This is a genomic window from Oleiagrimonas citrea, assembly GCF_012395255.1.
Lineage (GTDB): Bacteria > Pseudomonadota > Gammaproteobacteria > Xanthomonadales > Rhodanobacteraceae > Oleiagrimonas > Oleiagrimonas citrea.
In genome coordinates this window covers 654,453-677,096 of sequence record NZ_JAAZQD010000001.1, presented here as the reverse complement: position 1 = coordinate 677,096, position 22,644 = coordinate 654,453, and the positions used below count along the sequence as shown (strand labels likewise).

The following is a 22,644-nucleotide window of genomic DNA, read 5'->3' as shown; positions in this document are numbered from 1 at the left end:
TTCGTGCCGCGACGGTGACAGCACGCGGTGCCTGCGTGTACTCTTTGCAGCTTGTATCGAGATCCTGGAATCCCCGCCGCATGTCTTCCATCGAAGCCCTCATCGACGACGCCTTCGAGCGCCGCAACGAACTGACCCAGAGCGAGATCGAGACGCACATCCGTCCGGCCGTGGCGCAGGCGCTGGACCTGCTCGAATCCGGCGAGCGTCGCGTCGCCACGCGCGAGGAGAACGGCGACTGGACCGTGCATCAGTGGCTGAAGAAGGCGGTGCTGCTGTACTTCCGCATCAACGACAACAAGGTGGTCGACGGCGGCCCCGCGCAAGCGTTCGACAAGGTGCCGCTGCGTTTTCCGCTGGGCGACCACGACGAGCTGCTGAACCTCGGCGCACGCGTGGTGCCGGGCGCGCTGGTGCGCCGCGGTGCGCACATCGCCCGGAACGCCGTGCTGATGCCCAGCTACGTCAACATCGGCGCGCACGTCGGCGAGGGCACCATGGTCGACACCTGGGCCACCGTCGGTTCCTGCGCACAGATCGGCGCGCACGTGCATCTGTCCGGCGGCGTCGGCATCGGCGGTGTGCTGGAACCGCTGCAGGCCGGTCCGACCATCATCGAGGACAACTGCTTCATCGGCGCGCGTTCGGAAGTGGTCGAGGGCGTGGTGGTCGAACGCGGAAGCGTGATCGGCATGGGCGTGTTCCTGGGTCAGTCCACGCGCATCTACAACCGTGCCACCAGCGAGATCAGCTACGGCCGCGTGCCCGCCGGCAGCGTCGTGGTTGCCGGCAGCCTGCCGGCCAAGGACGGATCGCACAGCCTGTACGCCGCCATCATCGTCAAGCAGGTCGACGAGAAGACCCGCGCCAAGACCGGTATCAACGAACTGCTGAGGGCCGCGCAATGACCGTCACCGTCTACGGACTGAAGACCTGCGATACCTGCCGCAAGGCGCGCAAGTGGCTGGACCGCTTCGAGGTTGCCTACGACTTCGTCGACTATCGCGAGCAGCCGGTGCCGGCCGCCACGCTGAAGGACTGGGCGGGGCAATTGGGCGGCTGGGAGAAGCTGGTCAACAAGGCTTCGACCACCTGGCGCAACCTGCTGCCGCAGCGCAAGGATCCGGGCAGCGATCCGGAATGGACGCTGCTGATCAAGGAATGCCCCGCGCTGGTGCGCCGTCCGGTCGTGGTGCTGGACGACGGCAGCGTCAGCGTCGGCTTCAAGGACAACCTGTTCAAGCAACGGTTCGGACGCTGACATGAAACGCGCCGTGACTCGCCGCTATCTGACCAACCTGCGCATCGAGCGTGACAACGCCGCGCTGTACGACGGCCTGGCCGCGCTCAGCGACGACGCCCGTGCTGCACGCGCCTATCGCCGGATCGCTGAGGCGGAGTGCGCTAATGCGGATTTCTGGGCCGGGCAATTGCAGGCGCTCGGCGTGTCCGCGCCGCCTTATCGTCCCAGCATCCGCGTGCGTTCGCTGCTGTGGCTGGCGGAGCGCTTCGGCAGCGACTTCGTCATGCCGACCGTGGCGCGCATCACGCATGCGGATCATCACGATACGCCGGTCGATCGCCGGGATTACCGCGATCATTTCCGCAATGCTGGCCACGCGCTGCCGCGCAGCGGACTGCGCGGGCAGGACGGCAATACCCTGCGTGCGGCGGTACTGGGCGCCAACGACGGTCTGGTCTCCAACGTCAGTCTGGTCATGGGCATGGCCGGCGCCGCCGTGGCCGATCACGCGGTGCTGCTGGCGGGACTGGCCGGTCTGGTCGCGGGCGCCTGCTCCATGGCGCTGGGCGAATGGCTGTCGGTGAACAGCTCGCGCGAGTTCTATCAGGCGCAGATCACCGCGCGCGCAGAGCGGCTGGCGGTCGCACCGGAAGACGTGCGCCAGCACATCGCCGCGATCTATCGCGAGAAGGGGCTGGGCGAGGCCGCTTCCGAAACCATGGCCGCGCAGCTGGTCGACAGTCCGCGTTCGGCGCTGGACCTGCTGGTGCGTGAGGACATGGGCGTCGACCCGGAAGACCTGGGTGGTTCGGCCTGGAGCGCGGCGCTGTCGTCGTTCGCGCTGTTCGCGTTGGGCGCGGCGTTTCCGGTTGCGCCGTATGTGTTCCTGCACGGTCGCGCGGCGCTGGTCGGCAGCGTGATCGCGGCGGCTGCCGGTCTGGCGCTGATCGCCACCGCGACCTCGTTGTTCACTGGCCGGAATGTCGGGTTCTCCATCGCGCGCCAGTTCGCCATCACCACGGCGGCCGCCGGTGTCACCTGGCTGTTGGGCAACGCGCTGGGCGCGGTGCTGAGCTGACCGGTCGGCTGTCTCGGGCATCCTGAGCGTTTTTGCGAGACGAGACTTTCATGCGCGCGCTGATCTTCGGCAACTCCGGTTCCGGCAAGAGCACGCTGGCGAAAAGGCTCGCCGCGCGGCATGGTTGCGCGCATCTCGACCTGGACACCATCGTCTGGGAGCCGGGGCGCATCGCGGAGGCGCGACCGATGGAGCGGGTGCTGGCCGATCTCGATGCGTTCATCGCGCAGCACGACGCCTGGGTCATCGAAGGCTGCTACGGCGATCTGGTCGAACATGCGGCGCACGCCTGCACCGAGCTGCTGTTTCTCAATCCCGGACGCGAGGCCTGTCTGGCCAACAACCGGCGTCGGCCGTGGGAGCCGCACAAGTACGACTCGCCGGCAAAGCAGGACGCGATGCTGGACAACCTGCAGGCCTGGGTGAGCGGCTACTACGAACGCGACGACGCCTGGTCCTACGCCGCGCATCGTCGCCTGTTCGATGCGCATGCTGGCGAGAAGACCGAATACACCACGCTGCCGGCGATGGACTGACGCAGTACTTGCGCGTCGCGCGGCCTTGCGTCAGCCTCGACGCGATACTCCCGCTCACATGTCTTCCATGTCCGACGTTCTCGATCTCACCTGCGAACTGATCCGCCGCCGTTCCGTGACGCCGGAGGATGCCGGTTGCCAGGATCTGATCGCCGCGCGTCTGGAACGCGCAGGATTCCGCATCGAGCGCCTGCGTTTCGGCGAGGTCGACAACCTGTGGGTCACGCATGGTGCGAAGGACGCTCCGACACTGGCGTTTCTGGGCCACACCGATGTCGTGCCCAGCGGTCCCGAGGACGCCTGGGCCACGCCGCCGTTCGAGCCGACGATCCGCGATGGCGTGCTGTACGGCCGCGGCGCGGCGGACATGAAGGGCAGCGTCGCAGCGATGGTGGTGGCGCTGGAAGCCTTCGTCGCCGCGCATCCCGATCATGATGGTCGCGTGGCGCTGCTGTTGACCAGTGACGAGGAAGGCGACGCCATCGACGGTGTGCGCAAGGTGGCCGATGCCTTCAAGGCGCGCGACGAACGCATCGACTGGTGCGTCGTCGGCGAGCCGTCGGCGAAGGCGCAGCTCGGCGATCTGATCCGCGTAGGTCGTCGCGGGTCGCTCTCGGCCACGCTGACCGTGCGCGGCGTGCAGGGCCACGTGGCCTATCCGCAGCAGGCCGACAATCCGATCCACCGGTTCGCACCCGCGCTGGCCGAACTGGTCGCCGAACACTGGGACGACGGCAACGACGACTTCCCGCCGACCTCGCTGCAGGTGTCCAACATCCATGCCGGCACCGGTGCCAACAACGTCATTCCGGGCACGCTGGAAGCCCTGTTCAACTTCCGCTACAGCACCGCGAGCACCGCAGAACAGCTGCGTGCGCGCGCCGAGGCGATCCTCGATCGGCACGCGCTGGATTGGCATATCCACTGGCACGATTCCGGCCGTCCGTTTCTCTCCCCGCCCGGTGGCAGGCTGCGCGAGACCGTCGTCACGGTCTGCCGTGAACACGTCGGCCTCGACCCCGAGCAGAGTACCGGTGGGGGGACGTCCGATGGCCGTTTCGTCGCCCCGCTGGGCGTGGAGGTGGTCGAGCTGGGGCCGGCCAATGCCACCATCCATAAAGTCGACGAATGTGTCGCGGTCGCGGACCTGGAGCGCCTGCCGGGACTCTACGGGGCCATTGCCGTATCCCTTCTCTGAACGCATGCAGGCCGCTGTGCTCGGCCCCTGTGCACGAATCGAACGAAGACGAAGCTGATTCATGTCCGCCGATCTCATACGAACCGTCGCCGCCGTGATCGCGAACGATGCCGGCGAGGTGCTGCTCGTACGCAAGCGCGCTTCCGATACCTTCATTCAGCCCGGTGGAAAGATCGAGCCGGGCGAGGCGTGGCTGGAGACGCTGGCGCGAGAGCTTGAAGAGGAGCTCGGCGTGCGGCTCGATCCGGCCACGGCCGTGCATCTGGGCGAATTCGAGGAACGCGCCGTGCACGAACCGGGTCGACGCGTGCGGGCGCAGGCATTCCATGTGTCGGTGGTCGGAACGCCCTCGCCGCAGGCGGAAATCGAGGCCATGGCCTGGGTCGATCCGCAGGGGCCGCGCGACGTGCGGGTCGCGCCGCTGAGCGCGAAGCACATTCTTCCCGCTTTCTTGCGCTGGCGACAGACGCTGTAGTTGTCCGCGCGGGTCGGTTGCATCGCGCGGCGTCGTCCTTCGCGGCGCGGTGCACAGGGACTCGCCTGCCGTGTTTCTGTCGGCGTCTGGCTCGAGGGGGTAGGATGCGAGATCCGGCCAGGAATGGAGAATGCCCTCATGCGAATCACGAATCTGCGTCACGCCATGCGTCTCGGCGTACTCATGCTGCTGCTCGCGCCGATGCTCGCGTTTGCAGGGAAGCCGGTCACGCTGCATACGAGCGACGGCGTGTCGGTCTACGGCACGTTCACACCGACGTCCGGACATGGCGGCAAGATTCTTCTGCTGTTCCACCAAGCTGGCGCCAGCCGGCATGAATACGCGCCGCTGATCCCGGTGTTCAACAAGCTCGGTTATGACACGCTGGCGATCGACCAGCGTTCGGGCGGCGGCTATTTCGGGGGGCACAACGAGACCGTGGCCAAGTTGGGCGCCTCCGGCGACTATCTGGATGCGCAACGGGACCTGGAAGCCGCGCTGGCCTGGGCCAAGGCGCGCAAGTACGCCACCATCGTGGCGGTGGGCAGTTCGTATTCCGCTTCGCTGGTGCTGCGGCTTGCCGCGAAGCATCCCGGCGACCTTGCGGCGGTGGCGAGCTTTTCCCCAGGCGAGTATTTCGCCGACAAGAACCTGATCAAGCAGGCGGCGGCCAAGATCAAGGTGCCGCTGTACATCACCACGGATCCGAAGGAAGAAGGGCGCGTGAGCAACGTTCTGCGCGATGCACATGGTGCGAACATCACGCGTTACCGGCCCAAGGCCGGCATGCATGGCGCCTCGACCATGATCTGCTCGCGCGACCCCAAGGGCTGCAAGGCGAACCTGCGTAGTTTCGAGGCCTTTTTGCGCAAGGTCGGCGAGGCGCCGGTCGGTGCTCATCCGGAGCACTGAGGCATGACATCGACGACGCTCCGGGTTCTGGCCCTTGGCGCGGTCGCGGCCGCGCTGGCTGCATGCGGTCCGTCTTCCTCACCGCAGACGGGCTCGGGCTCGGCGTCCTCCGCGAGCACTTCGTCGGCGGCGGAATCATCGACGGCTTTGCAGCAGCACATCAGCACCAGGCGCTACCGTATCGACGTCACCTATCCGCCGTTGTCGCCCGAGGCCGATGTCCTGGCGCGGGCCCTGCATGCGCGTACCGAAGCAGCCCGGGTCGATTTCATGAAGGGACTGCCTGATCCGAAGACCCTGCCTGAATTCGCCGATCGCCAGCTGCGGATGATGATCGACTACAAGGTGGCGTCGCGCACGCCGGCCTTCGTCAGTGTGCGCGAGCAGGGAATGATAGACACGGGCGGCGCGCATCCGATTCCGCTCGACGGAACGTTCGTGTTCGACCTGCCGCATCGCAGACTGGTGGCGTTCGACGATCTCTTCGTCGATCCTGTCGCGGCGCGCGCGAGGCTGTCCGTTCTTGCGCGCAAGGCGCTGTACGCGAAGCTGCTGGACAAAGTGCCGGGCGGCGACAAGACGTCGGCCAAGGTGCGCAAACAGTGGCAGGACAACATGCGCGGCATGATCGACGACGGCACGCGACCGACCGCGCAGAACTTCGGCGAATTCCTGGTCGACGGCGGCGGTCTCGATGCGCCGCCGTCGCTGGTCCTGGTGTTCTCGCCGTATCAGGTCGCGCCCTACGTGTACGGGGCGCAGACCGTGAAGGTGCCGCTCAAGGACTTCGCGTCGATGCTGAAGCCGCCATACCGGGGCGCCTTCGGATTGGCGCCCTGAGCGGACGGAAGAGGATTCAGGGGCCGAAGATGGCCTTGATGCCGCTTTCGGGCGGCATGCCGCTGAGGCTGTGGATGCGGCCCTGCTCGTCCTTGTAGACGATGCCCGGCGTGCCGTCGATGCCGAACGTGTTCATCAGCTCGACATTCGCGGCAATCTTCGCGCGCGTGGCCGGCGGAATCGTGGCGGCCAGCTTGATCGGGCTGTCGCGGAAGTCGCGTTCGTTGCGGGCGAACGCCTTGATCGGGTCGGCGGCGTCCAGCACCGATGCTGCGCGCGGCAGGCTCTGCGGCTTGATGACGGCGACCAGCAGGTAGCGCACCTGCACTTCGCCGTTCTTCACCTGCGGGCGGATCGCGTTCCACAGGCGATGGCAGTACGGGCATTCGGTGTCGGTGAACACGTAGACCGTGCGCTTGGCGTGCTTCGCGCCTTCCGAAATCCAGTCGGCCTTGGCCAGCTTGCTCCAGGCATTCTTGTCGATGCCTGCCGAAGCGCGGTCGGCGAAGGCGTCGCGAGTGAGGTCCTTGCCGTCGGCGTCGAACAGGTTGCCGACCACGGTGTGCTTGCCATCGGGCAGCAGATAGACCGGCATCGGCTGCCCGCGGTATTCCCCGATGAAGCCCTTGAAGCCGTCCGGCGCGGGCATGGTTCCGCGGATGTCGATGCCGTTGGCCTTCAGGGCGCGAACGGGGGCGGGGTAGGCGGTCTTGCCGCTGTCGGCGCGCGCGTGGCCCGGGGCCAGCAGAGCCAGGCACAGCAGGCCGAGCGAAAGAACGGAAGTCAGTTTCAAGGGGCGTCTCCGGAAACGGGGGCGGGGGAAGCGAGGTGCGACAGACCTTCGGCCAGCGTCGCGGCGGAAAGTTCACCGACGTGGATGTCTCGCACGGTGCCATCGGCGTCGACGAACAGCGTCGTCGGCGTGCCGCGCAGATTGAACTGGCGAGCGAGCTGCTGACTGTCGTCGATCAGCACGTGGCGCGGCGCGCGCGGGAGCCCGCGCAGGTAGGTGCGGACCGTCTCGGCCGATTCGGCCTGGTCGACGAACACGAAGCGGACCCCGGTGTCGCGCGCCTGCGCGTCGATCAGCATGGGCATCTCACGACGACAGGGTGGGCACCAGGTCGCCCACAGGTTGATGACCATCGGCTTGCCGGTCAAGGCGCGCAGCGAAACGGGCGCGCCCTTCAGGTCGTGCAAGGTCAGATCCGGTAGCGGCCGCTGCATGGCGGCGGACAACTGCGCGACGACCAGCGTGGCGACGAGCCAGGTGCCGAGGCCGAAACTGCCGGCGACGGTCAGCGGCATGCGCAGACGCGGTCGTCGCCACAGCAGCACGAGCAGTGCGACGAGCAGCGCGATGACGCCGGGCCAGGCCATGAAGCCACCGTCACGCACGTTCAGCATGCTCAGCGGATGGGCGGCGTAGTCGGGCCAGCGGCGCACGACGAAGGCGACGCGTGCGACCAGCAGCGCGGCGAGCAGGGCGATCCAGAGCGGCGTTTGCACCGACGCGGTGCCGCGTTTCTGTAGTGCGCCGGCCGCCATCATCGCCACGGCGACGGCCAGTAGCAGCACCAGCAGCGGCGTCTGGAACAGGAACGGACCGATCGCGATGCCCTTATCCACGCGGATTCCTGCGTCGACAGGCGCGGGTGGCAAGGCTTCGATGCGCTGCGAGGGGCGTCGACAGTTTCACACGGTCTCGAAAAAACGTCGGAACACGCATCTTAGGCGGCGGTCCCCGCATGTGGAAATCGGTGCGACCGAATGTCGCCCGAATGTCGCCGCCCGCGCCAGGGCGGGCGGCGACGGGTGCGTCAGTGCTTCTCGACCACCGGCAGTTCGACGTAGCTGGCCTCGCCCGGCGCGTGGTAGATGCGCTGGGTGGCCTTCACGTAGTCCTTCGGCTTGGCGAAGAAGATGTTCTTCACGTAGGTCTGCGGGTTGCGGTCGTAGAGCGGGAACCAGCTCGACTGCACCTGCACCATGATGCGGTGACCCTTGCGGAACATATGGTTCGCCGTGGGCAGCTCGAAGCGATACAGCAGCGGCTTGTTCGGCGTCAGTGGGTGCGGGTGGGCGTAGCTCTCACGGTAGCGGCCGCGGAAGATGTCCATCGCCACCGCCAGCTGATAGCCGCCCATCTGCGGGTCGTCGGCGACCTGGTCCGGGTATACGTCGATCAGCTTCACCACCCAATCCGAATCGGTGCCGCTGGTGGATGCGACCAGATGCACCTTGGGCATGCCGGCGATGGTGACATCGTGGTCGAGCACCGGAGAGACGAAAGTCGCCACGTCGGTACGGCCGGAGAACGTGCGCTGGTCGTCGACCAGCCACTGCGGCCAGGTCAGTCCGCCGTCGTAGCCGACCGGCTGACTCGGGCGCGCGCGATACGGCACCGGCTTGGCCGGATCGGAGACATAGCTCGTGTCCTTGGCTTCGCTGGCGGTTGGCGCTTGGAAGCCGGCCTTGCCGTCGGCATGCAGATAGAACGGCGTCGGCTGGATGGCGCAGCCGTGGGCGCAGCCGGACGGCCACGATTGCAGACGCTCCCACTGATTCGCGCCGGTGCGATAGGCCGTGACCGGCGCGACCGGGTTCGGCGGGGCGTTGTCCTTCAGGTAATGCGCCAGGAACGGCGCCAGGATGTGCTTGCGGAAATAGGTGCCGGTATCGCTGCCGAACTGGATCGCGCCGAGCGAACGGGCGTCCTCGATCTCCTGGCCGTGATGCCACGGGCCCATCACCAGGTAGACCATGTTGTTGTGCGTGTCCTTCGGTTCCAGCGCGCGGTACACGGCGGGCGCACCATAGATGTCCTCCTGGTCCCACAGGCTGTGCACCAGCATCACCGGCACCTTCAGCGGCTCCTTGGCCAGTACCTTGTCCATCGCCTGCTGCTGCCAGAAGCTGTCGTAGGCCGGGTGTTCGACGATCTTGTTCCAGAAACCCAGCTGCTCCATGCCGTAGGCCTTGCCCATCGCGCCGGCGGAGCCGTAGTGCATGTACAGGTCGTAGTCGTCGTGGAACGCGCTCCACCAGTGCTGGGTGTTGTCGCGCGTGGCTTCCTGCTCGTAGATGTAGGGCAGGTTCTGCTGGCGGAACGCGCCGTGGTGGAACCAGTCGTCGCCCATCCAGCCGTCGACCATCGGGTTCATCGGCACCGAGACCTTCAGCGCCGGATGCGGGTGCACCAGGGCCATCAGTGGTTCGAAGCCATCGTAGGAGATGCCCAGGATGCCGACCTTTCCGTTGCTCTGCGGCAGGTGCTTCACCAGCCAGTCGATGGTGTCCCAGGTGTCGGTCGACTCGTCCACCGGTGTGTCGTTGAGCGGGCCGCGCAGCGGCCGGTTCATCACGTAATCGCCTTCCGAACCGTACTTGCCGCGGATGTCCTGGATCACGCGGATGTAACCGCCGTCGATGATGGTGTCGACGGCATTGTCGTAGCCCTGCAGCGCCGGTCCCATGTGCGCGCTTTCGTGGCCGTCGACCATGTGCGTGACCATGCCGGAGGCGTTGTACGGCGTGCGCGTAAGAAGGATCGGCGCGTCCTTGGCGCCCTTCGGAATCACGATGACGGTATGCAGCCGCACGCCGTCGCGCATCGGGATCATCACGTCGCGGATGGTGTAGTTGAAGGCGTCGCGCGACGGCTTGAACTGCGTCGGCGTCTCGCTCTTCAGTTGCGGGTAGAGCGGTCGCAGCGCGACGGCGGCCTGGGAGGCGACCGTAAGACAGACGCCGACAAGCAGCGCGATACAGAAATGGCGAATGGAACGTTTCACGAATCACCCCCGGATGGACGGCCAAGCACAAACATAGCGCGGTTAGATGCTCTGTGCATGGGCGCGCATTGCGCAACTTCAGGGGGTGTGATGTCGGTGTGCTTTTCCCGTTCAGTGCCGGGCCGCGTCCTCGAACACCGCGAACATGCCCGCGTAGGGCTTGGTCATGAACAGCGGCGGGCCGAAATAGTCGCCGTGGTCGTAGAACTGCGAGATGGTGCCGTCCAGATACAGCGCGTTGCGGCAGCCCAGCCTGTCTCGGAACAGGCGCGCGAAGGCGTGGAAATTGACCGGTGTCTCGCTGATCGCGAAGACGACCCGGTCCGGCGAGCGCGCACAGACGCCGCTGCGCCATTTCAGACTGTTCGAATCGGCAATGAAATGCGGATTCAGCGCGCCGTCGATCACCAGCATCGGCCCGGACTGCGTCGCCAGGCGTGGATCGGGCCGCTGGGTCTGGTAATCGCTCGTGCTCATCACGCGGGCATGGTTCTGCTTGTCGATCAGGAATACGCCGTTCGGGCGCAGCGAGAAGTTGCCGGCTGAAGGGTCGCCGTGCGCGGTGTTCAGCGGTTCCAGCCGTTTGCCGTCCTCGACGTACAGCCCCAGCGGCGCGCCCTTGCGGTCGTAGATGCCGGCGTTGGCGGCGAAGCGCAGCACCTTGCCGTGGCGCTTGCCCCATTCACGCAGCGCATCGATGTCGGCGAACGGCTTGCCGGTATCCGGGTCGCGCCAGTGCAGCGTCAGGTCGGCATGGCGGAGGTCGACCGACACCACGCGATACACCGCGCCATCGAAGCGCACCTGTTCACCGGACTGCGCCGCACGCGAGCCGCAGCCCGCCAGCGCTGCTGCGCAGAGCAGCAGGGCAGGCAGCATGCGATGCAGGAGGCGACCACGGGAGCGGGGCGGAAAAAGGTTCATGCCTGCATGGTCGCGTTCGTCGGAAAACCGCGCAAGCGACTTTGTCGGAACCGTTCATGTTCGGCGGGCACGGTCGGTGCGTGGTCTAGAATGGAGCTTTTCGCGCGGACCTTGCCATGCCTTACACGCCCATCATCGGAACGCTCGGCTACGTGCTCTCGCCCGACCGCGAGCGAGTGCTGATGATCCACCGCAACGCGCGCAAGGACGACCATCACCTGGGCAAGTACAACGGCCTGGGCGGCAAGCTGGAGCCGAACGAGGACGTTGCCGCCGGCATGCGCCGCGAGATCCGCGAGGAATCGGGCATCGAGTGCGTGTCGATGCAGTTGCGCGGCACCATCAGCTGGCCGGGCTTCGGCAAGCACGGCGAGGACTGGCTGGGTTTCCTGTTCCTCATCGATGGCTTCGAGGGCGAACCGCACGACGGCAACCACGAAGGAACGCTGGAGTGGGTCGACCGTTCACGCATGATGGAGCTGCCGATGTGGGAGGGCGACCGACACTTCCTGCCGCTGGTGTTCGATGACGATCCGCGGCCGTTTCATGGGGTGATGCCTTACGAGAACGGACGGATGCAGTCGTGGGCGTTCAGTCGGTTCTGACTTCTGTCGTGCGTTGAGGTTCTGGTTTCGACCGCCTTTCGGCGGCCGAGTCACTTCTGTTGCTTGTCCAATAGAAGCGACCAAGACAAGGACGCCCCGGCGTCCGTGCCTTCCGGCCCTTCGGGCCTCCAGGTTCGCTCCGGGTTCCGGGTCTCGCCGCAGATCAGCCCAGCGCCCGAACCCGGAAGTTGCGTCCCTTGATGCGGCCGTCGCGCAGGCGCTGCAGTGCCTTGCCGGCGAGGTCGCGTCGGATGGCGACGTAGGCGCGGGTGGCGTAGACGTCGATCTTGCCGATGGCTTCGGCCTTCAGCCCGGCCTCGCCGGTCAGCGCGCCGAGGATGTCGCCGGGGCGTAGCTTGTCGCGGCGACCGGCGTCGATCACCACGGTCTTCATCGGCGCCAGGTGCAGGGTCTTGGCGGACGGCGGCGCCAGCTTCAGCGGGTGCCACGGTATCGGCTGGCCCTGCATGTCCTCGATGTTCAGGGTTTTGGGACGTTCGCGCGGGGTGCACAGGGTGATGGCCACGCCGCGCTCGCCGGCACGGGCGGTGCGGCCGATGCGGTGCACGTGGGTGTCGGGGTCGTGGGCGACGTCATAGCTGATGACCAGTGGCAGGCCGATGATGTCGAGTCCGCGCGCGGCCACGTCCGTGGCGACCAGCACCGCGCAACTGCGGTTGGCGAAGCGCACCAGCACTTCCTCGCGGTCGCGCTGATCCATGTCGCCGTGCAGGGCCAGCGCCGAGAAGCCGCGTTGATCCAGGTCCTTGGCTACGGCGTCCACGTCGCGTCGCATGTTGCAGAACACCAGCGCATGCGCACCTTCGGCGCTGCGCTCGTGCGCGGCGGACAGCAGCTGTGCCAGCGCATCGGCCTTGCGCGCCGGATCGACCTCGTGGAAGCGCTGCTCGATGGCCGGCTGTTCTGCGGCCGGCGTATCCACGGTCACCGTCACCGGGTCGCGTTGCAGGCGCGTGCTGACGGCACGGATCGCGTCGGGATAGGTGGCCGAGAACAGCAGGGTCTGGTGGCTCTTGGCGATGCGCCCGACGATGTCGTCGATGGCCTCGCCGAAGCCCATGTCCAGCATGCGGTCGGCCTCGTCCAGCACCAGCATCTTGATGCCGCCGCCGTGCAGGCTCTTCCGCTTGAGATGTTCCTGCACGCGCCCCGGCGTTCCGACCACGATATGCGGATCGTGCGTCAGCGAGGCCAGCTGCGGCCCCAGCGGCATGCCGCCGCACAAGGTCAGCACTTTCACGTTGGGAATGCTGGCTGCCAGCTTGCGCAGGGTCTTGCTGACCTGATCGGCCAGTTCGCGCGTCGGGCACAACACCAGCGCCTGCAGCCGGATCGTGTCCACCTCCAGCGCCTGCAACAGGCCCAGCCCGAACGCCGCCGTTTTGCCGCTGCCCGTCACCGCCTGCGCGATCACGTCGCGCCCGTCGACGATCGGCGGCAGGCTGCGCGCCTGCACCGGGGTCATCTCGGCATAGCCAAGGGTCGCCACGCTGTCGAGCAGCGCGGGCTTGAGGGGGAGGGAAGTGAAGGCGGTCATGCGACATGATCGCATCAATCGGCAGTCGCTCCGAGCATCCTGTTAAGGAAGTGGTCCAGTAGACGCTCGGCGATCCGAGGAGAGTGATGGACGTGTTTACGCTGTGCCGGTCTTGGAGAGCCGATGCATGGATTCATGGCCTTGGTTCTTTCCCATCGCGGGAAAGGGCGTGCATGTGCATTTCGCCCGTTGGCTGGGCCGGTCTGGCATGGAGGGAGCCGGTGCATGGATGGCGCAAGATCCGTGAGGCGCGCGTCCATGGCAGGTTCGTTCAATGCGACGAAACGTAGACGGCATCCGCGAAGGCAGACGGTATGGCGAAGCTCTCGCGCATGCGGCGCGCTTCCGCTGCGGGCGTTGCGCCGAACAGCCGCTTGAATTCACGGCTGAACTGCGATGGGCTGGCGTAGCCGACCGCGTGGCTTGCCGCTTCGGCGGTCAGCTCCTGGCGCACCATCAGCAGGCGCGCCTGGTGCAGGCGCGTGGATTTCACGTACTGCATGGGTGATACCTGCGTGATCGCTTTGAAGTGGCTGTGGAAGCTGGGAACGCTCATGCCGGCTTCCTCGGCCAGCGTCGTCACGTCGAGCGGTTGCGCATACCGGGCGTGGATGAGGCGCAGCGACCGGCCGATCTTGCCGAACTGTCCGCGCATCGCCAGGGCCTCGCGCATCGAGTCGCCCTGCGGGCCGGTCAGCACGCGGAAATACAGTTCGCGTAGCAGCCCCGGACCGAGTACCGAGGCTTCCAGCGGTCGGTGCATTGCTTCGAGGAAACGCAGCACGGATTGCTGCATCGCCGCGTCCATCGGTGTCGACATCATGCTTTGCGGCGGCTGCATGCGGACCGATGTGCTGGCGCGGTCGAGCTGTGCGGCCAGCTCGGCAGCCAGGGCGAAATCGAGATGCAGGTACAGGGCCAGCAGCGGGCGCTCCGGCGTCGCATCGGTCTCCATGCTGAACGGAACGGGCACGGACACGGCCAGGTAGTGGTGCTCGTCGTACACGTACACCCGGTCGCCGAAATAGCCACGCTTGCACCCCTGCAGCACGATCACGATGCCGGGGTCGTACAGCACCGGCGTGCGCGCCAGCGCGCGATTCGAGCGCAGGATGCGCACGCTCGGCAGGGGCGTGAGGTTGTAGCCCTCCTCGGGCGCCAATGCGTGCAGCAGCGTCACCATGCGCTTCCGGTCAGGGTCCGCGGGTTGCGTGCGATGCGGCGAAGAGTGTCTATTCATAGTTTTAGGCAAGAAATGAAGCGAAATTCGGCTTATTTCGATTCATAACGAAGACTAGCATGCACGCTCCGATTTGCTCTTTGGAGAAGCTTCGATGGCATCCAGCCAAATACTGCTCATCACCGGCGTCAGCAGCGGCTTCGGCCGTGCGCTTGCCGAAGAGGCCCTGGCCGCAGGGCACAAGGTCGTCGGCACCGTGCGAAGCATGGAAGACAAGCAAGCCTTCGAATCGCTGTCCGTGGATGCCGCGTTCGGCTACGTGCTCGATGTGACCGACTTCGATGCCATCGACGGTGTCGTGGCGGATATCGAGGCGAACGTGGGTCCCGTGGATGTGCTGGTGAACAACGCCGGCTACGGTCACGAGGGCATCCTGGAAGAGTCGCCTCTGTCGGACATCCGCAAGCAGTTCGACGTGAACGTGTTCGGCGCTGTCGCCATGATGAAGGCCGTACTGCCCTTCATGCGCACGCGCCGGCGCGGACGCATTCTCAACATCACCTCGATGGGCGGCTACATCACCATGCCGGGCATCGCCTACTACTGCGGCAGCAAATTCGCACTGGAAGGCATTTCCGAAACGCTCGGCAAGGAAGTCGCGCCATTCGGCATCGCCGTGACGGCGGTCGCACCGGGCTCGTTCCGCACCGACTGGGCCGGACGCTCGATGGCGAGGACGCCGCGCTCGATTCCGGACTATGACCGTCTGTTCGATCCCATCCGCCAGGCACGCGAGGAGAAGAGCGGCAAGCAGCTCGGCGACCCACGCAAGGCGGCGCGCGCGATGCTTGCGGTGATGGCTGCCGAGCCGCCGCCGGCGCATCTGCTGTTAGGCAGCGATGCATTGGGACTGGTGCGTGACAAGCTGGCGGCGCTGGAGGATGAGATTCGGGCGTGGGAGGAGGTTACTGTTTCGACGGATGGGTGAGGGGCTGGCGCGGTGGCGTTGATTCATTCCGCACTATTCGGCAGTTCCTGAGAGCGGGACTTAGGGTTTCGCCCGGCTGGCGCCGGCCGAGTGACTTCTATTGCTTGTCCAATAGAAGTCACCAAGACAAGGACACCCCAACGTCCGCGCCCTCCGCGCCTGCGGCGCTCCGGGTTCGCTCCGGGTTCCGGGGGTGTTTCGACAGCACATCCTGTGCTGACGAAACGCTGGCGCACATCCCTGTGCGCCACCCTGCGGGCCTGATCCTCCACCCTCCGCCGCTACCGAAGGGGAGGGTGTACATCGGAGCACTCGGCAGGAATTAATTACCTTCGTCCCCTTAAAAGCGACCATCACGGGCAGCCGCCTCCTAAAGCCCGTTACCGACCCATTGTGGACGGTCACGTATGGTGCGGTGTCGTAAAAATTGTCCCTGGCACCATTTTTGGGCACCATTTTTGAGTCGTCAATCGTATCCGTTAAAGGCTTCGGACGAACCGCAGAAGCTCATCTCCAAGCATGAATGCCGGAGGCCAGTGGTCGCCGCCGCCCATGTATTCGATGGGCTTCACGACACGCGCCGACACGAGATAGGCAGCAGCAGCATTGAACCGACGGGCTTGCCAGCCAAGTGACTCAGAAACTTCACTGGCATCCGCTTGTTGAGTATCCAAGTTGAGCAGGTGAACGGCCAGATCACGGGCGTCCTCGTCAGGCTTCCAGTCCATGAAGTCGCCATCGAAGGTGGCAAACAGGTCGCTTTTGGGTGAAAAGTGACTGTCTCCACCGTTATATCCATGCTCTTCCAACAGCCCTGCGCCCACGAGGTCGAGTGTGCCGATACGCACATCTGGTATCGGCAGTCCTGTTTCTTGATGGATTTCTTCATGGGTTGCCATGGGCTCTAGAGGTTGGCCGTTCTCACTGTTGCGGACAAAATATTCCGCGACAACCCGTGCACCTGCAGACCAGGTCGAACCAGATTGATGGGTCTCCACATAGCGAGGCTTCTCGCCGAGTGGAGGCTTTTTGCTGACGCCATAGATGTCACTGGCCAGCGCATGGAGACCCTCATCACCAGGCTGAAACTCCGGTGTAAGTCGCGTTTTCAAAAAGGGAGAAACGGCTGACAACGGCAGCTTGTGGCGCAGGCCGATGAACTTTGCGGATCCCTCGACGGCATTCATCAGGCCTGCGTCGATTTCTTCGTTGACCCAATTCTTTTTGATGGAAGTTTCCGTCAAGAGGACGATGAAATGCGTGCAGTTGCCTAGTCCTTCCTCCATCTTTCGGCGCAAGCTGTCGCCAGAGCCAATTTCCCAATTGTCATACCAGACGTTGATACCGAGCCCCATTAGCCCTTCCGCCAGGGGCTTGGCGAGATGCTTGTCCTCCCAAGCATGGGCTAGATACACCAACCGCTCACGATTACCCGGTTCATTCATGCTTCGGACTTCCCCATGGTTGAGACCCAGTCGCTGTTCCAATGCGTGGGCAAATGCCGCAGATCCACTGGTATGGATCGTCAATTTTTCCTTGCCGATGCTTCTCACGAATACAGGCGCGTGTTTCCCCGTCTCGGGATCCACGACTGATGACGCCTTTCCATGAAGCGTTTCGGCGTAGGAGGAGATAGCGTTTTTTACGGCATCATCCATGATGCCCTTGAAGAAATCGTTCGAGGACATCTTGCGCCCCCCACGGCTAAACTCGATACCCATGGTGTTTGCCTCGCATTTTCTGGTTTCGGGTCCATTGACCTCTCATCGCCGCTCCATTTTGACCCTATCCGTCTCATTGCTTGTTAACAAGCGCAAGCATTTGTTGCCAAGTGAGCGAATAGATCAGCGTCTATGGACAAACTTCCGACACCCTAGACACCGACGGCCCACATTCCAGCGGGCTTGATACTCAATGCCTAAAAGGCAACCGCAGACCGTGCACGCCTCCGCTTTTCCGTGCTGTCACTGCCAGAGTCGATAGAACTGTCGTCCTGCGATGCTTAAGGTGATGATTGCGCCGATGCCCGCAACGATCGGCGGGGCATCCGTCAGAGGAGAGGTAGGTGCTCCCATGCTCCGCGGCAGGTCAGCCAAGATGCGCAAAGGGGACGGAGGCAATTAATCCCTGCCGGATGATCCGGCTTGCAACCCTTCCCCTCCGGTTGCGGCGGAGGGTGGAGGATCAGGCCCGCAGGGTGGCGCACAGGGATGTGCGCCAGTTCGCCGTCAGGTCAGGATGACCTGTCGGCGAACCCCCGGAACCCGGAGCGAACCCGTAGCGCCGTAGGCGCGTAGGGCGCGGACGCTGGGGTGCCCTTCTTTTGGTTCGTACCAAAGGCACTCCCTTCGGTCGTTTTCTTGGGCAAGCAAGAAAATGAACACGCGCGCCGTCAGGCGAGCGGAACCGAAACGCATCAAGCATGCGCAAAGCACACTGTTCGCGAGCAAAGCGGTTAACCCGCAGCACCATGTTGCCGGGTGACGACTCAGCTCCCCGAAGCCGCAGGCTCCAACGTCAACGAATGCTCCACCGGCCCCGGCAAAAGCGGCGTAGGCCGCCCATGCACCCAAGCCTCATGCCCCGCTCCGAAAAACGGCGACAACGGATGATCGCTCTGCCCACCCGGCATGTGCAGATACGACCGCGCCTCGTGCCCCGGCATGATGCCGAAGCGTTCGGAGGCACCGAAGTCCGGCGTCTGCACGCGCGGCATGTCGTGGTCGCCGGGCAGCGGCTGCGCCGGCATCGACAGGCGGCGGGCGAGGAAGCCGGGCAGTACGCGTGCGAGCGGGTGCCGGATGGCGGCGGTGTTGCGCGCGCCCCAGGTCTGCGCGGCGAGTCCGCCGGGGCGGCTGCCGAGGTTCTGGTTGACGGCTTGCGCGGCGTCGAGCAGCAGGGCATCCCAGTCTGCGAAGCGCGGGTCGAGCAGATTCATCGGGCGCTGCTGGATCATGGTCCAGACGGCGGCTTCGCTGTGCATGGGCAGCTTGAAGTCCGGGTATTTCTTGCGCACGCGGGCGACGAATGGCGCCAGCACGCGTTCGACGACCTGTTCGCGGAAAGCGCGCACCAGGCGGTAGTCGACGCTGCCGATGCTGGCGCGGCCCTGCCAGTGCGCGGTCAGCTTCTGCAGGGCGTCCAGATGCACTTCGTCGTGGCGCTTGAGCACGTCCTGCAGCAGTTGCTGCCAGCGCGTCAGGAACACGGCGCGGTCGTCGAGCTGGATCGCCAGCATGCTTTCGGTGGTGAAGCGGTTGCGGGCGTTGAGGTCGTCACGGATCTGTTGCGCGCGCGCGCCGCGGTCGTAGCCGCCGTCGCCGAGCAGCGTCAGCCAGTCGCCGGAGGTGGTGCGGTTGTTGGCGGTCCAGAGGCGGCCGTCGACCGGGTCCTCGATGCGCGGGAACTGCAGCGGCGAGGCGAAGCCGATCCAGCCCGTGCCCTGCACCGACCAGTCGGCCGGCACCAGCGGGTCGAAGCCCGAGCGCAGCGGCAGCGCGTTGCCGGTGACGGTCCAGCCGATGTGGCCGGCGGCGTCGCCGACGGTGAAGTTCTGCGGCGGCATGCCGATGGTCGGCGCGACCAGCAAGGCCTGATGCACGGTATCGACCTGTTCCAGCTTCAGCAGGTTGAGGTTGTGCGTGCGCGGCAGGTGGGCGATCCAGGACAGCGCCAGCGGCGTGCCGTCCAGGTCCTTGCCCATGATCGGTCCCCAGCGCGTCTCGCGCACGGTCAGCGTGCGCGCGGTTTCGCCTTTGACCGCGATGGTTTCCTGATGGTCCTGGATGGGCGCCCAGCCGTCCGGCGTGCGGTAGCGGTTCGGGTTCTTCGGGTCGAGATCGACGCGCACCCAGTCCTGCCAGTCGCCGTAGGAGTTGGTGAAGGCCCAGGCGATGTGACCGTTGCTGCCGTCGATCAGCATCGGCGTGCCGGGCAGGGTGAGGCCGTTGAGTACGACCAGCGCACCGACGTCGTTCTTGTAGCGCAGCTGCGCGCGGAACCAGATGTTGGGCACGCGCAGGCTCAGGTGCATGTCGTTGGCGACGATGGCGCCGCCGCCGGTCAGGCTGCCGGCCACGGCGAAGTTGTTGCTGCCGGGGAATGCGGCGTCGGGGCCGACCAGGGCGACGCTGGCGGCGGGTGCGGGCGGCTGGCCGCGCAGGGTGAAGACGCTGGCGTCCGGCAGCACGGGTGCGGGTGAGGGATCGCCCTGCAACGGGGCTTCCCAGCGCGGCGAGCGTGCCATCAGCAGGTCGGCGACGGGGCGCGGAAGCGCCTTGCGCAGGCGTTCGATGTCCATCTCGCGCAAGTCGTCGCCGTTGCGGTTGAGGTCGAGGAACATCGCGTCGACGGTGAGGAAGGTGTCCTCCAGTCGCCACGGTTTTGGCTTGGTGCGCAGCAGCAGGTATTCCCACGGACGCACGCGCAGTTTCTTCAGGCCGGCGTTGACGCCATCGCGGTAGGCGGCGAGCAGTGCGCGCTGTTCGGCCGGCAGGTTCTTGATGAGCGCGCGGTCGCGCTCGCGGAAGCGGTGGCGACGATGGTCGAGGTCGAGCTTCAGCGCGCCCGGACCGACCAGGGCGGCCAGTTCGCCGGCGGCCATGCGCCGTTGCAGGTCCATCTGGAAGAAGCGTTCCTGGGCGTGTTCGAAGCCCAGGGCGTAGGCGAGGTCGGTGCGGTTGTCGGCGGTGATGGTGGCGACGCCGAGGTGATCGCGGGCGATGGTCACGGGGGCTGACAGGCCCTTGGCGGTGATCCGTCCGTCCAGTCGCGCCTCGCTGCCGGCGAAGGCCAGGTAGCCGGCAGCCGCCACCACCAGCACCAGGAGCACGATCCCGGCCAGAATCCGCTTGATCCAACGCATCATTGTGTTTTCCCTTGCCCGATGCCGCCGACGCTGTGTGCGTGGACGGTGCGGGACTGCCCCGTGACGATATCCCCGATGCGCCCATCATCGCGCACTCGGCGGTCGATGCAAAAGTGAGCCGGAATCCGGGGGCGTCGAGGGCCGTCACCGGCACGACAGGCGTGACGGTGACGGGGAGGCGATAGGCGTCAGGCCGAGGCGACGAGGCGGTCGACGCGGCGGAACCCGCGCGGCAGCAGTCCGCCGCGGGTGGCGCGGGTGCCACCGTATTCGACCAGGTCGGCCCACTTCAGGATCAGTTTGCGCTGGCCGGCGAACAGGGTGACCTCGCCGCTGCCTTCGGCGATCACGGCGACGCCGGCGACGCGTTCGTCGCCGCTGTCCAGCTTGGCCTTGGGGATGCTGATGAGCTTGTTGCCCTTGCCCTTGTCCAGTTCCGGCAGCTCGGCGACGGAGAACATCAGCAGATGGCCGGCGGTGGTGGCGACGACGATGCGGTCGCGCGATGGCTCGGCGGTGACCGGCGGCGGCAGCATGTGCGCGCCGTCGGGCAGGTTGATGAGCTGCTTGCCGGCCTTCTTGTTCGAGAGCATCGATTCGAAGCGGGCGACGAAGCCGTAGCCGAAGTCCGAGGCCAGCACCAGACGGGTGTCGTTGCCGCCGCTGGCCATGACGTCGAAGCGCGCGCCGGCGGGCGGGCTGAAGCGGCCGGTCAGCGGTTCGCCGTTGCCGCGCGCCGAGGGCAGGGTGTGCGCCAGGGTCGAGTAGCTGCGGCCGGTGGAATCGACGAACGCGACCTGCTGGTTGGTGCGGCTGGGCACGGCGCAGCCGAGCTGGTCGCCTTCGCGGTAGTTGAGGCCTTCGGCGTCGACATCGTGGCCCTTGGCCGCGCGCACCCAGCCCTTCTGAGACAGCACCACGGTCACCGGTTCGGAGACCACCAGGTCGCTCTCGTCCAGCGCCTGTGCGGCGTCGCGTTCGACCAGCGGCGAGCGACGGTCGTCGCCGAACTTCTCGGCGTCGGCCTTGATCTCGTCGCGGATCAGGCGCTTGAGCTTGGTCGGCGACTTCAGCAGCACGTTGATGCGCGCGCGCTCTTCCTCGAGCTTGTCGCACTCGGCGTTGATCTTCACTTCTTCGAGTCGGGCCAGCTGGCGCAGCTTGGTCTCGAGGATGTACTCGGCCTGCTCGACGCTGAGGCCGAAGCGCTCCATCAGCACCGGCTTGGGTTCGTCCTCGGTGCGGATGATGCGGATGACTTCATCGATGTTGAGGAAGGCGATGCGCAAGCCTTCGAGCAGGTGCAGGCGGCGCTCGACCTTGGCCAGGCGGTGTTCCAGGCGGCGCGTTACCGTAGCGGTGCGGAACTTCAGCCATTCGCCGAGGATGGTCTTGAGATCCTTCACCTGCGGCCGGCCGTCCAGGCCGATCATGTTCAGGTTGACCCGGTAGCTCTTCTCCAGGTCGGTGGTGGCGAACAGGTGCTGCATCATGCCTTCGGTGTCCACGCGCGAAGAGCGCGGGACCAGCACCAGGCGCACCGGGTTCTCGTGATCGGATTCGTCGCGCAGATCTTCCAGCATGGGCAGCTTCTTGGCGCGCATCTGCGCGGCGATCTGCTCGAGCACCTTGGACGGGCTGACCTGGTGCGGCAGCGCGGTAATGACGACGTTGCCGTTCTCTTCGCGGTAGATGGCGCGCGCGCGCACCGAGCCGGTGCCCTTCTCGTAGATCTCCAGCAGTGCCTCGCGCGGCGTGATGATCTCCGAGGCGGTGGGGTAGTCCGGGCCCTTCACGTGCTCGCACAGGTCGGCCACCGTGGACTTCGGCTCTTCCAGCAGCCGGATCGCGGCGGTGGCGACTTCGCGCAGGTTGTGCGGCGGGATGTCGGTGGCCATGCCCACGGCGATGCCGGTGGAGCCGTTCAGCAGTACGTGCGGCAGGCGCGCGGGCAGCCACGAGGGTTCTTCCAGCGTGCCGTCGAAATTCGGCGACCAGTCCACCGTGCCCTGGCCCAGTTCGGCCAGCAGCACTTCGGCAATGGGATGCAGCTTGGACTCGGTGTAGCGCATCGCCGCGAAGCTCTTGGGGTCGTCCGGCGAACCGAAGTTGCCCTGGCCGTCGATCAGCGGGTAACGGTACGAGAACGGCTGCGCCATCAGCACCATGGCCTCGTAGCAGGCCGAGTCACCGTGCGGGTGGAATTTGCCGATCACGTCGCCGACGGTGCGCGCGGATTTCTTCGGCTTGGCGCTGGCGGCCAGGCCCAGTTCGCTCATGGCGTAGATGATGCGCCGCTGCACCGGCTTCAGCCCGTCGCCGACGAAGGGTAGTGCGCGGTCCAGCACGACGTACATCGAGTAGTCGAGATAGGCGCGTTCAGCGTATTCCTTGAGCGGGATCTGTTCGTAGTTGGCTTGCAGGTTCATGCGTGGGTTCTGCTGTG

At 65.8% G+C, this 22,644-nt stretch carries 19 protein-coding genes; 10 read left to right on the top strand and 9 right to left on the bottom strand.

Going from position 1 to position 22,644, the window contains the following annotated elements; genetic code table 11:
* Positions 1–80: 80 nt before the first annotated feature.
* From dapD to HF690_RS02970, 8 genes are all read left to right on the top strand, one after another.
* A complete protein-coding gene (dapD, locus tag HF690_RS03005) occupies positions 81–908 on the top strand; it encodes a 2,3,4,5-tetrahydropyridine-2,6-dicarboxylate N-succinyltransferase (protein WP_168608387.1) in 828 nt (275 codons plus the stop codon).
* Complete coding sequence (locus HF690_RS03000; RefSeq protein ID WP_168608386.1) at positions 905–1,261, top strand: Spx/MgsR family RNA polymerase-binding regulatory protein; 357 nt, start codon at positions 905–907, stop codon at positions 1,259–1,261. Before dapD ends, HF690_RS03000 begins: the two co-directional genes overlap by 4 nt.
* A gap of 1 nt (position 1,262) precedes the next feature.
* Positions 1,263–2,321, top strand: coding sequence for a VIT1/CCC1 transporter family protein (locus HF690_RS02995; RefSeq protein ID WP_113065261.1), 1,059 nt, complete (start codon positions 1,263–1,265; stop codon positions 2,319–2,321).
* A gap of 50 nt (positions 2,322–2,371) precedes the next feature.
* Complete coding sequence (locus tag HF690_RS02990; RefSeq protein ID WP_168608385.1) at positions 2,372–2,857, top strand: AAA family ATPase; 486 nt, start codon at positions 2,372–2,374, stop codon at positions 2,855–2,857.
* Positions 2,858–2,924: 67 nt separating this feature from the next.
* On the top strand, positions 2,925–4,055 hold the full coding sequence (dapE, locus tag HF690_RS02985; RefSeq protein ID WP_168608384.1) for a succinyl-diaminopimelate desuccinylase: 1,131 nt from the start codon (positions 2,925–2,927) through the stop codon (positions 4,053–4,055).
* Between the two features lie 61 nt (positions 4,056–4,116).
* Positions 4,117–4,530, top strand: coding sequence for an NUDIX hydrolase (locus HF690_RS02980; protein ID WP_168608383.1), 414 nt, complete (start codon positions 4,117–4,119; stop codon positions 4,528–4,530).
* Between the two features lie 138 nt (positions 4,531–4,668).
* The gene (locus HF690_RS02975; protein WP_168608382.1) at positions 4,669–5,442 is read left to right on the top strand and encodes an alpha/beta hydrolase; all 774 of its coding nucleotides are present in this window, start codon (positions 4,669–4,671) and stop codon (positions 5,440–5,442) included.
* 3 nt (positions 5,443–5,445) lie between these two features.
* The gene (locus tag HF690_RS02970) at positions 5,446–6,282 is read left to right on the top strand and encodes an RsiV family protein (protein ID WP_168608381.1); all 837 of its coding nucleotides are present in this window, start codon (positions 5,446–5,448) and stop codon (positions 6,280–6,282) included.
* A 16-nt stretch (positions 6,283–6,298) separates the two neighbouring features.
* Here the strand turns inward: HF690_RS02970 and dsbG are convergent, their stop codons facing one another.
* The 4 genes from dsbG to HF690_RS02950 all read right to left on the bottom strand — a co-directional run bounded on the left by dsbG (position 6,299) and on the right by HF690_RS02950 (position 10,955).
* Entirely contained in the window at positions 6,299–7,075 is a 777-nt protein-coding gene (gene dsbG, locus HF690_RS02965; RefSeq protein WP_113065255.1) for a thiol:disulfide interchange protein DsbG, read from the bottom strand.
* Complete coding sequence (locus HF690_RS02960) at positions 7,072–7,911, bottom strand: TlpA family protein disulfide reductase (protein WP_338042867.1); 840 nt, start codon at positions 7,909–7,911, stop codon at positions 7,072–7,074. The genes dsbG and HF690_RS02960 overlap by 4 nt, the downstream gene beginning before the upstream one ends.
* 191 nt (positions 7,912–8,102) lie before the next feature.
* Complete coding sequence (locus tag HF690_RS02955) at positions 8,103–10,064, bottom strand: CocE/NonD family hydrolase (protein WP_425495899.1); 1,962 nt, start codon at positions 10,062–10,064, stop codon at positions 8,103–8,105.
* 123 nt (positions 10,065–10,187) lie between these two features.
* The gene (locus HF690_RS02950; protein WP_240151535.1) at positions 10,188–10,955 is read right to left on the bottom strand and encodes a phosphodiester glycosidase family protein; all 768 of its coding nucleotides are present in this window, start codon (positions 10,953–10,955) and stop codon (positions 10,188–10,190) included.
* A gap of 161 nt (positions 10,956–11,116) precedes the next feature.
* Between HF690_RS02950 and HF690_RS02945 the strand changes: the two genes are divergently transcribed.
* Positions 11,117–11,605 carry an NUDIX hydrolase gene (locus HF690_RS02945; protein ID WP_113065253.1) on the top strand — a complete coding sequence of 163 codons (489 nt, stop codon included), beginning with the start codon at positions 11,117–11,119 and terminating at the stop codon, positions 11,603–11,605.
* A 163-nt stretch (positions 11,606–11,768) separates the two neighbouring features.
* Here HF690_RS02945 and dbpA read toward each other — a convergent pair whose 3' ends face one another.
* Positions 11,769–13,163, bottom strand: a complete 1,395-nt coding sequence (dbpA, locus tag HF690_RS02940; RefSeq protein ID WP_168608379.1) for an ATP-dependent RNA helicase DbpA — start codon at positions 13,161–13,163, stop codon at positions 11,769–11,771.
* A gap of 271 nt (positions 13,164–13,434) precedes the next feature.
* Complete coding sequence (locus HF690_RS02935) at positions 13,435–14,346, bottom strand: AraC family transcriptional regulator (RefSeq protein WP_193568362.1); 912 nt, start codon at positions 14,344–14,346, stop codon at positions 13,435–13,437.
* A gap of 151 nt (positions 14,347–14,497) precedes the next feature.
* Here HF690_RS02935 and HF690_RS02930 point away from each other — a divergent pair, with 151 nt between their 5' ends.
* A complete protein-coding gene (locus HF690_RS02930) occupies positions 14,498–15,331 on the top strand; it encodes an oxidoreductase (protein WP_168608377.1) in 834 nt (277 codons plus the stop codon).
* A gap of 479 nt (positions 15,332–15,810) precedes the next feature.
* Here HF690_RS02930 and HF690_RS02925 read toward each other — a convergent pair whose 3' ends face one another.
* The 3 genes from HF690_RS02925 to parC form a co-directional block, all read right to left on the bottom strand.
* Positions 15,811–17,052, bottom strand: a complete 1,242-nt coding sequence (locus HF690_RS02925) for a toll/interleukin-1 receptor domain-containing protein (RefSeq protein WP_168608376.1) — start codon at positions 17,050–17,052, stop codon at positions 15,811–15,813.
* A gap of 767 nt (positions 17,053–17,819) precedes the next feature.
* A complete protein-coding gene (locus HF690_RS02920; RefSeq protein WP_168608375.1) occupies positions 17,820–20,198 on the bottom strand; it encodes a penicillin acylase family protein in 2,379 nt (792 codons plus the stop codon).
* 188 nt (positions 20,199–20,386) lie between these two features.
* On the bottom strand, positions 20,387–22,627 hold the full coding sequence (gene parC / locus HF690_RS02915) for a DNA topoisomerase IV subunit A (RefSeq protein WP_113065248.1): 2,241 nt from the start codon (positions 22,625–22,627) through the stop codon (positions 20,387–20,389).
* Positions 22,628–22,644: the final 17 nt, after the last annotated feature.

What these genes read in the sequence shown, in the direction of transcription:
- HF690_RS02970 (WP_168608381.1), top strand. Translation starts at nt 5,446, where the DNA reads ATGACATCGACGACGCTCCGGGTTCTGGCCCTTGGCGCGGTCGCGGCC.
- HF690_RS02925 (WP_168608376.1), bottom strand. Translation starts at nt 17,052, where the DNA reads ATGGGTATCGAGTTTAGCCGTGGGGGGCGCAAGATGTCCTCGAACGAT.
- HF690_RS02995 (WP_113065261.1), top strand. Translation starts at nt 1,263, where the DNA reads ATGAAACGCGCCGTGACTCGCCGCTATCTGACCAACCTGCGCATCGAG.
- HF690_RS02950 (WP_240151535.1), bottom strand. Translation starts at nt 10,955, where the DNA reads ATGCTGCCTGCCCTGCTGCTCTGCGCAGCAGCGCTGGCGGGCTGCGGC.
- HF690_RS02935 (WP_193568362.1), bottom strand. Translation starts at nt 14,346, where the DNA reads ATGGTGACGCTGCTGCACGCATTGGCGCCCGAGGAGGGCTACAACCTC.
- HF690_RS02990 (WP_168608385.1), top strand. Translation starts at nt 2,372, where the DNA reads ATGCGCGCGCTGATCTTCGGCAACTCCGGTTCCGGCAAGAGCACGCTG.
- dapE (WP_168608384.1), top strand. Translation starts at nt 2,925, where the DNA reads ATGTCCGACGTTCTCGATCTCACCTGCGAACTGATCCGCCGCCGTTCC.
- HF690_RS02920 (WP_168608375.1), bottom strand. Translation starts at nt 20,198, where the DNA reads ATGATGCGTTGGATCAAGCGGATTCTGGCCGGGATCGTGCTCCTGGTG.
- HF690_RS02945 (WP_113065253.1), top strand. Translation starts at nt 11,117, where the DNA reads ATGCCTTACACGCCCATCATCGGAACGCTCGGCTACGTGCTCTCGCCC.
- dapD (WP_168608387.1), top strand. Translation starts at nt 81, where the DNA reads ATGTCTTCCATCGAAGCCCTCATCGACGACGCCTTCGAGCGCCGCAAC.
- HF690_RS02975 (WP_168608382.1), top strand. Translation starts at nt 4,669, where the DNA reads ATGCGAATCACGAATCTGCGTCACGCCATGCGTCTCGGCGTACTCATG.
- HF690_RS02980 (WP_168608383.1), top strand. Translation starts at nt 4,117, where the DNA reads ATGTCCGCCGATCTCATACGAACCGTCGCCGCCGTGATCGCGAACGAT.
- HF690_RS02930 (WP_168608377.1), top strand. Translation starts at nt 14,498, where the DNA reads ATGGCATCCAGCCAAATACTGCTCATCACCGGCGTCAGCAGCGGCTTC.
- parC (WP_113065248.1), bottom strand. Translation starts at nt 22,627, where the DNA reads ATGAACCTGCAAGCCAACTACGAACAGATCCCGCTCAAGGAATACGCT.
- dbpA (WP_168608379.1), bottom strand. Translation starts at nt 13,163, where the DNA reads ATGACCGCCTTCACTTCCCTCCCCCTCAAGCCCGCGCTGCTCGACAGC.
- HF690_RS03000 (WP_168608386.1), top strand. Translation starts at nt 905, where the DNA reads ATGACCGTCACCGTCTACGGACTGAAGACCTGCGATACCTGCCGCAAG.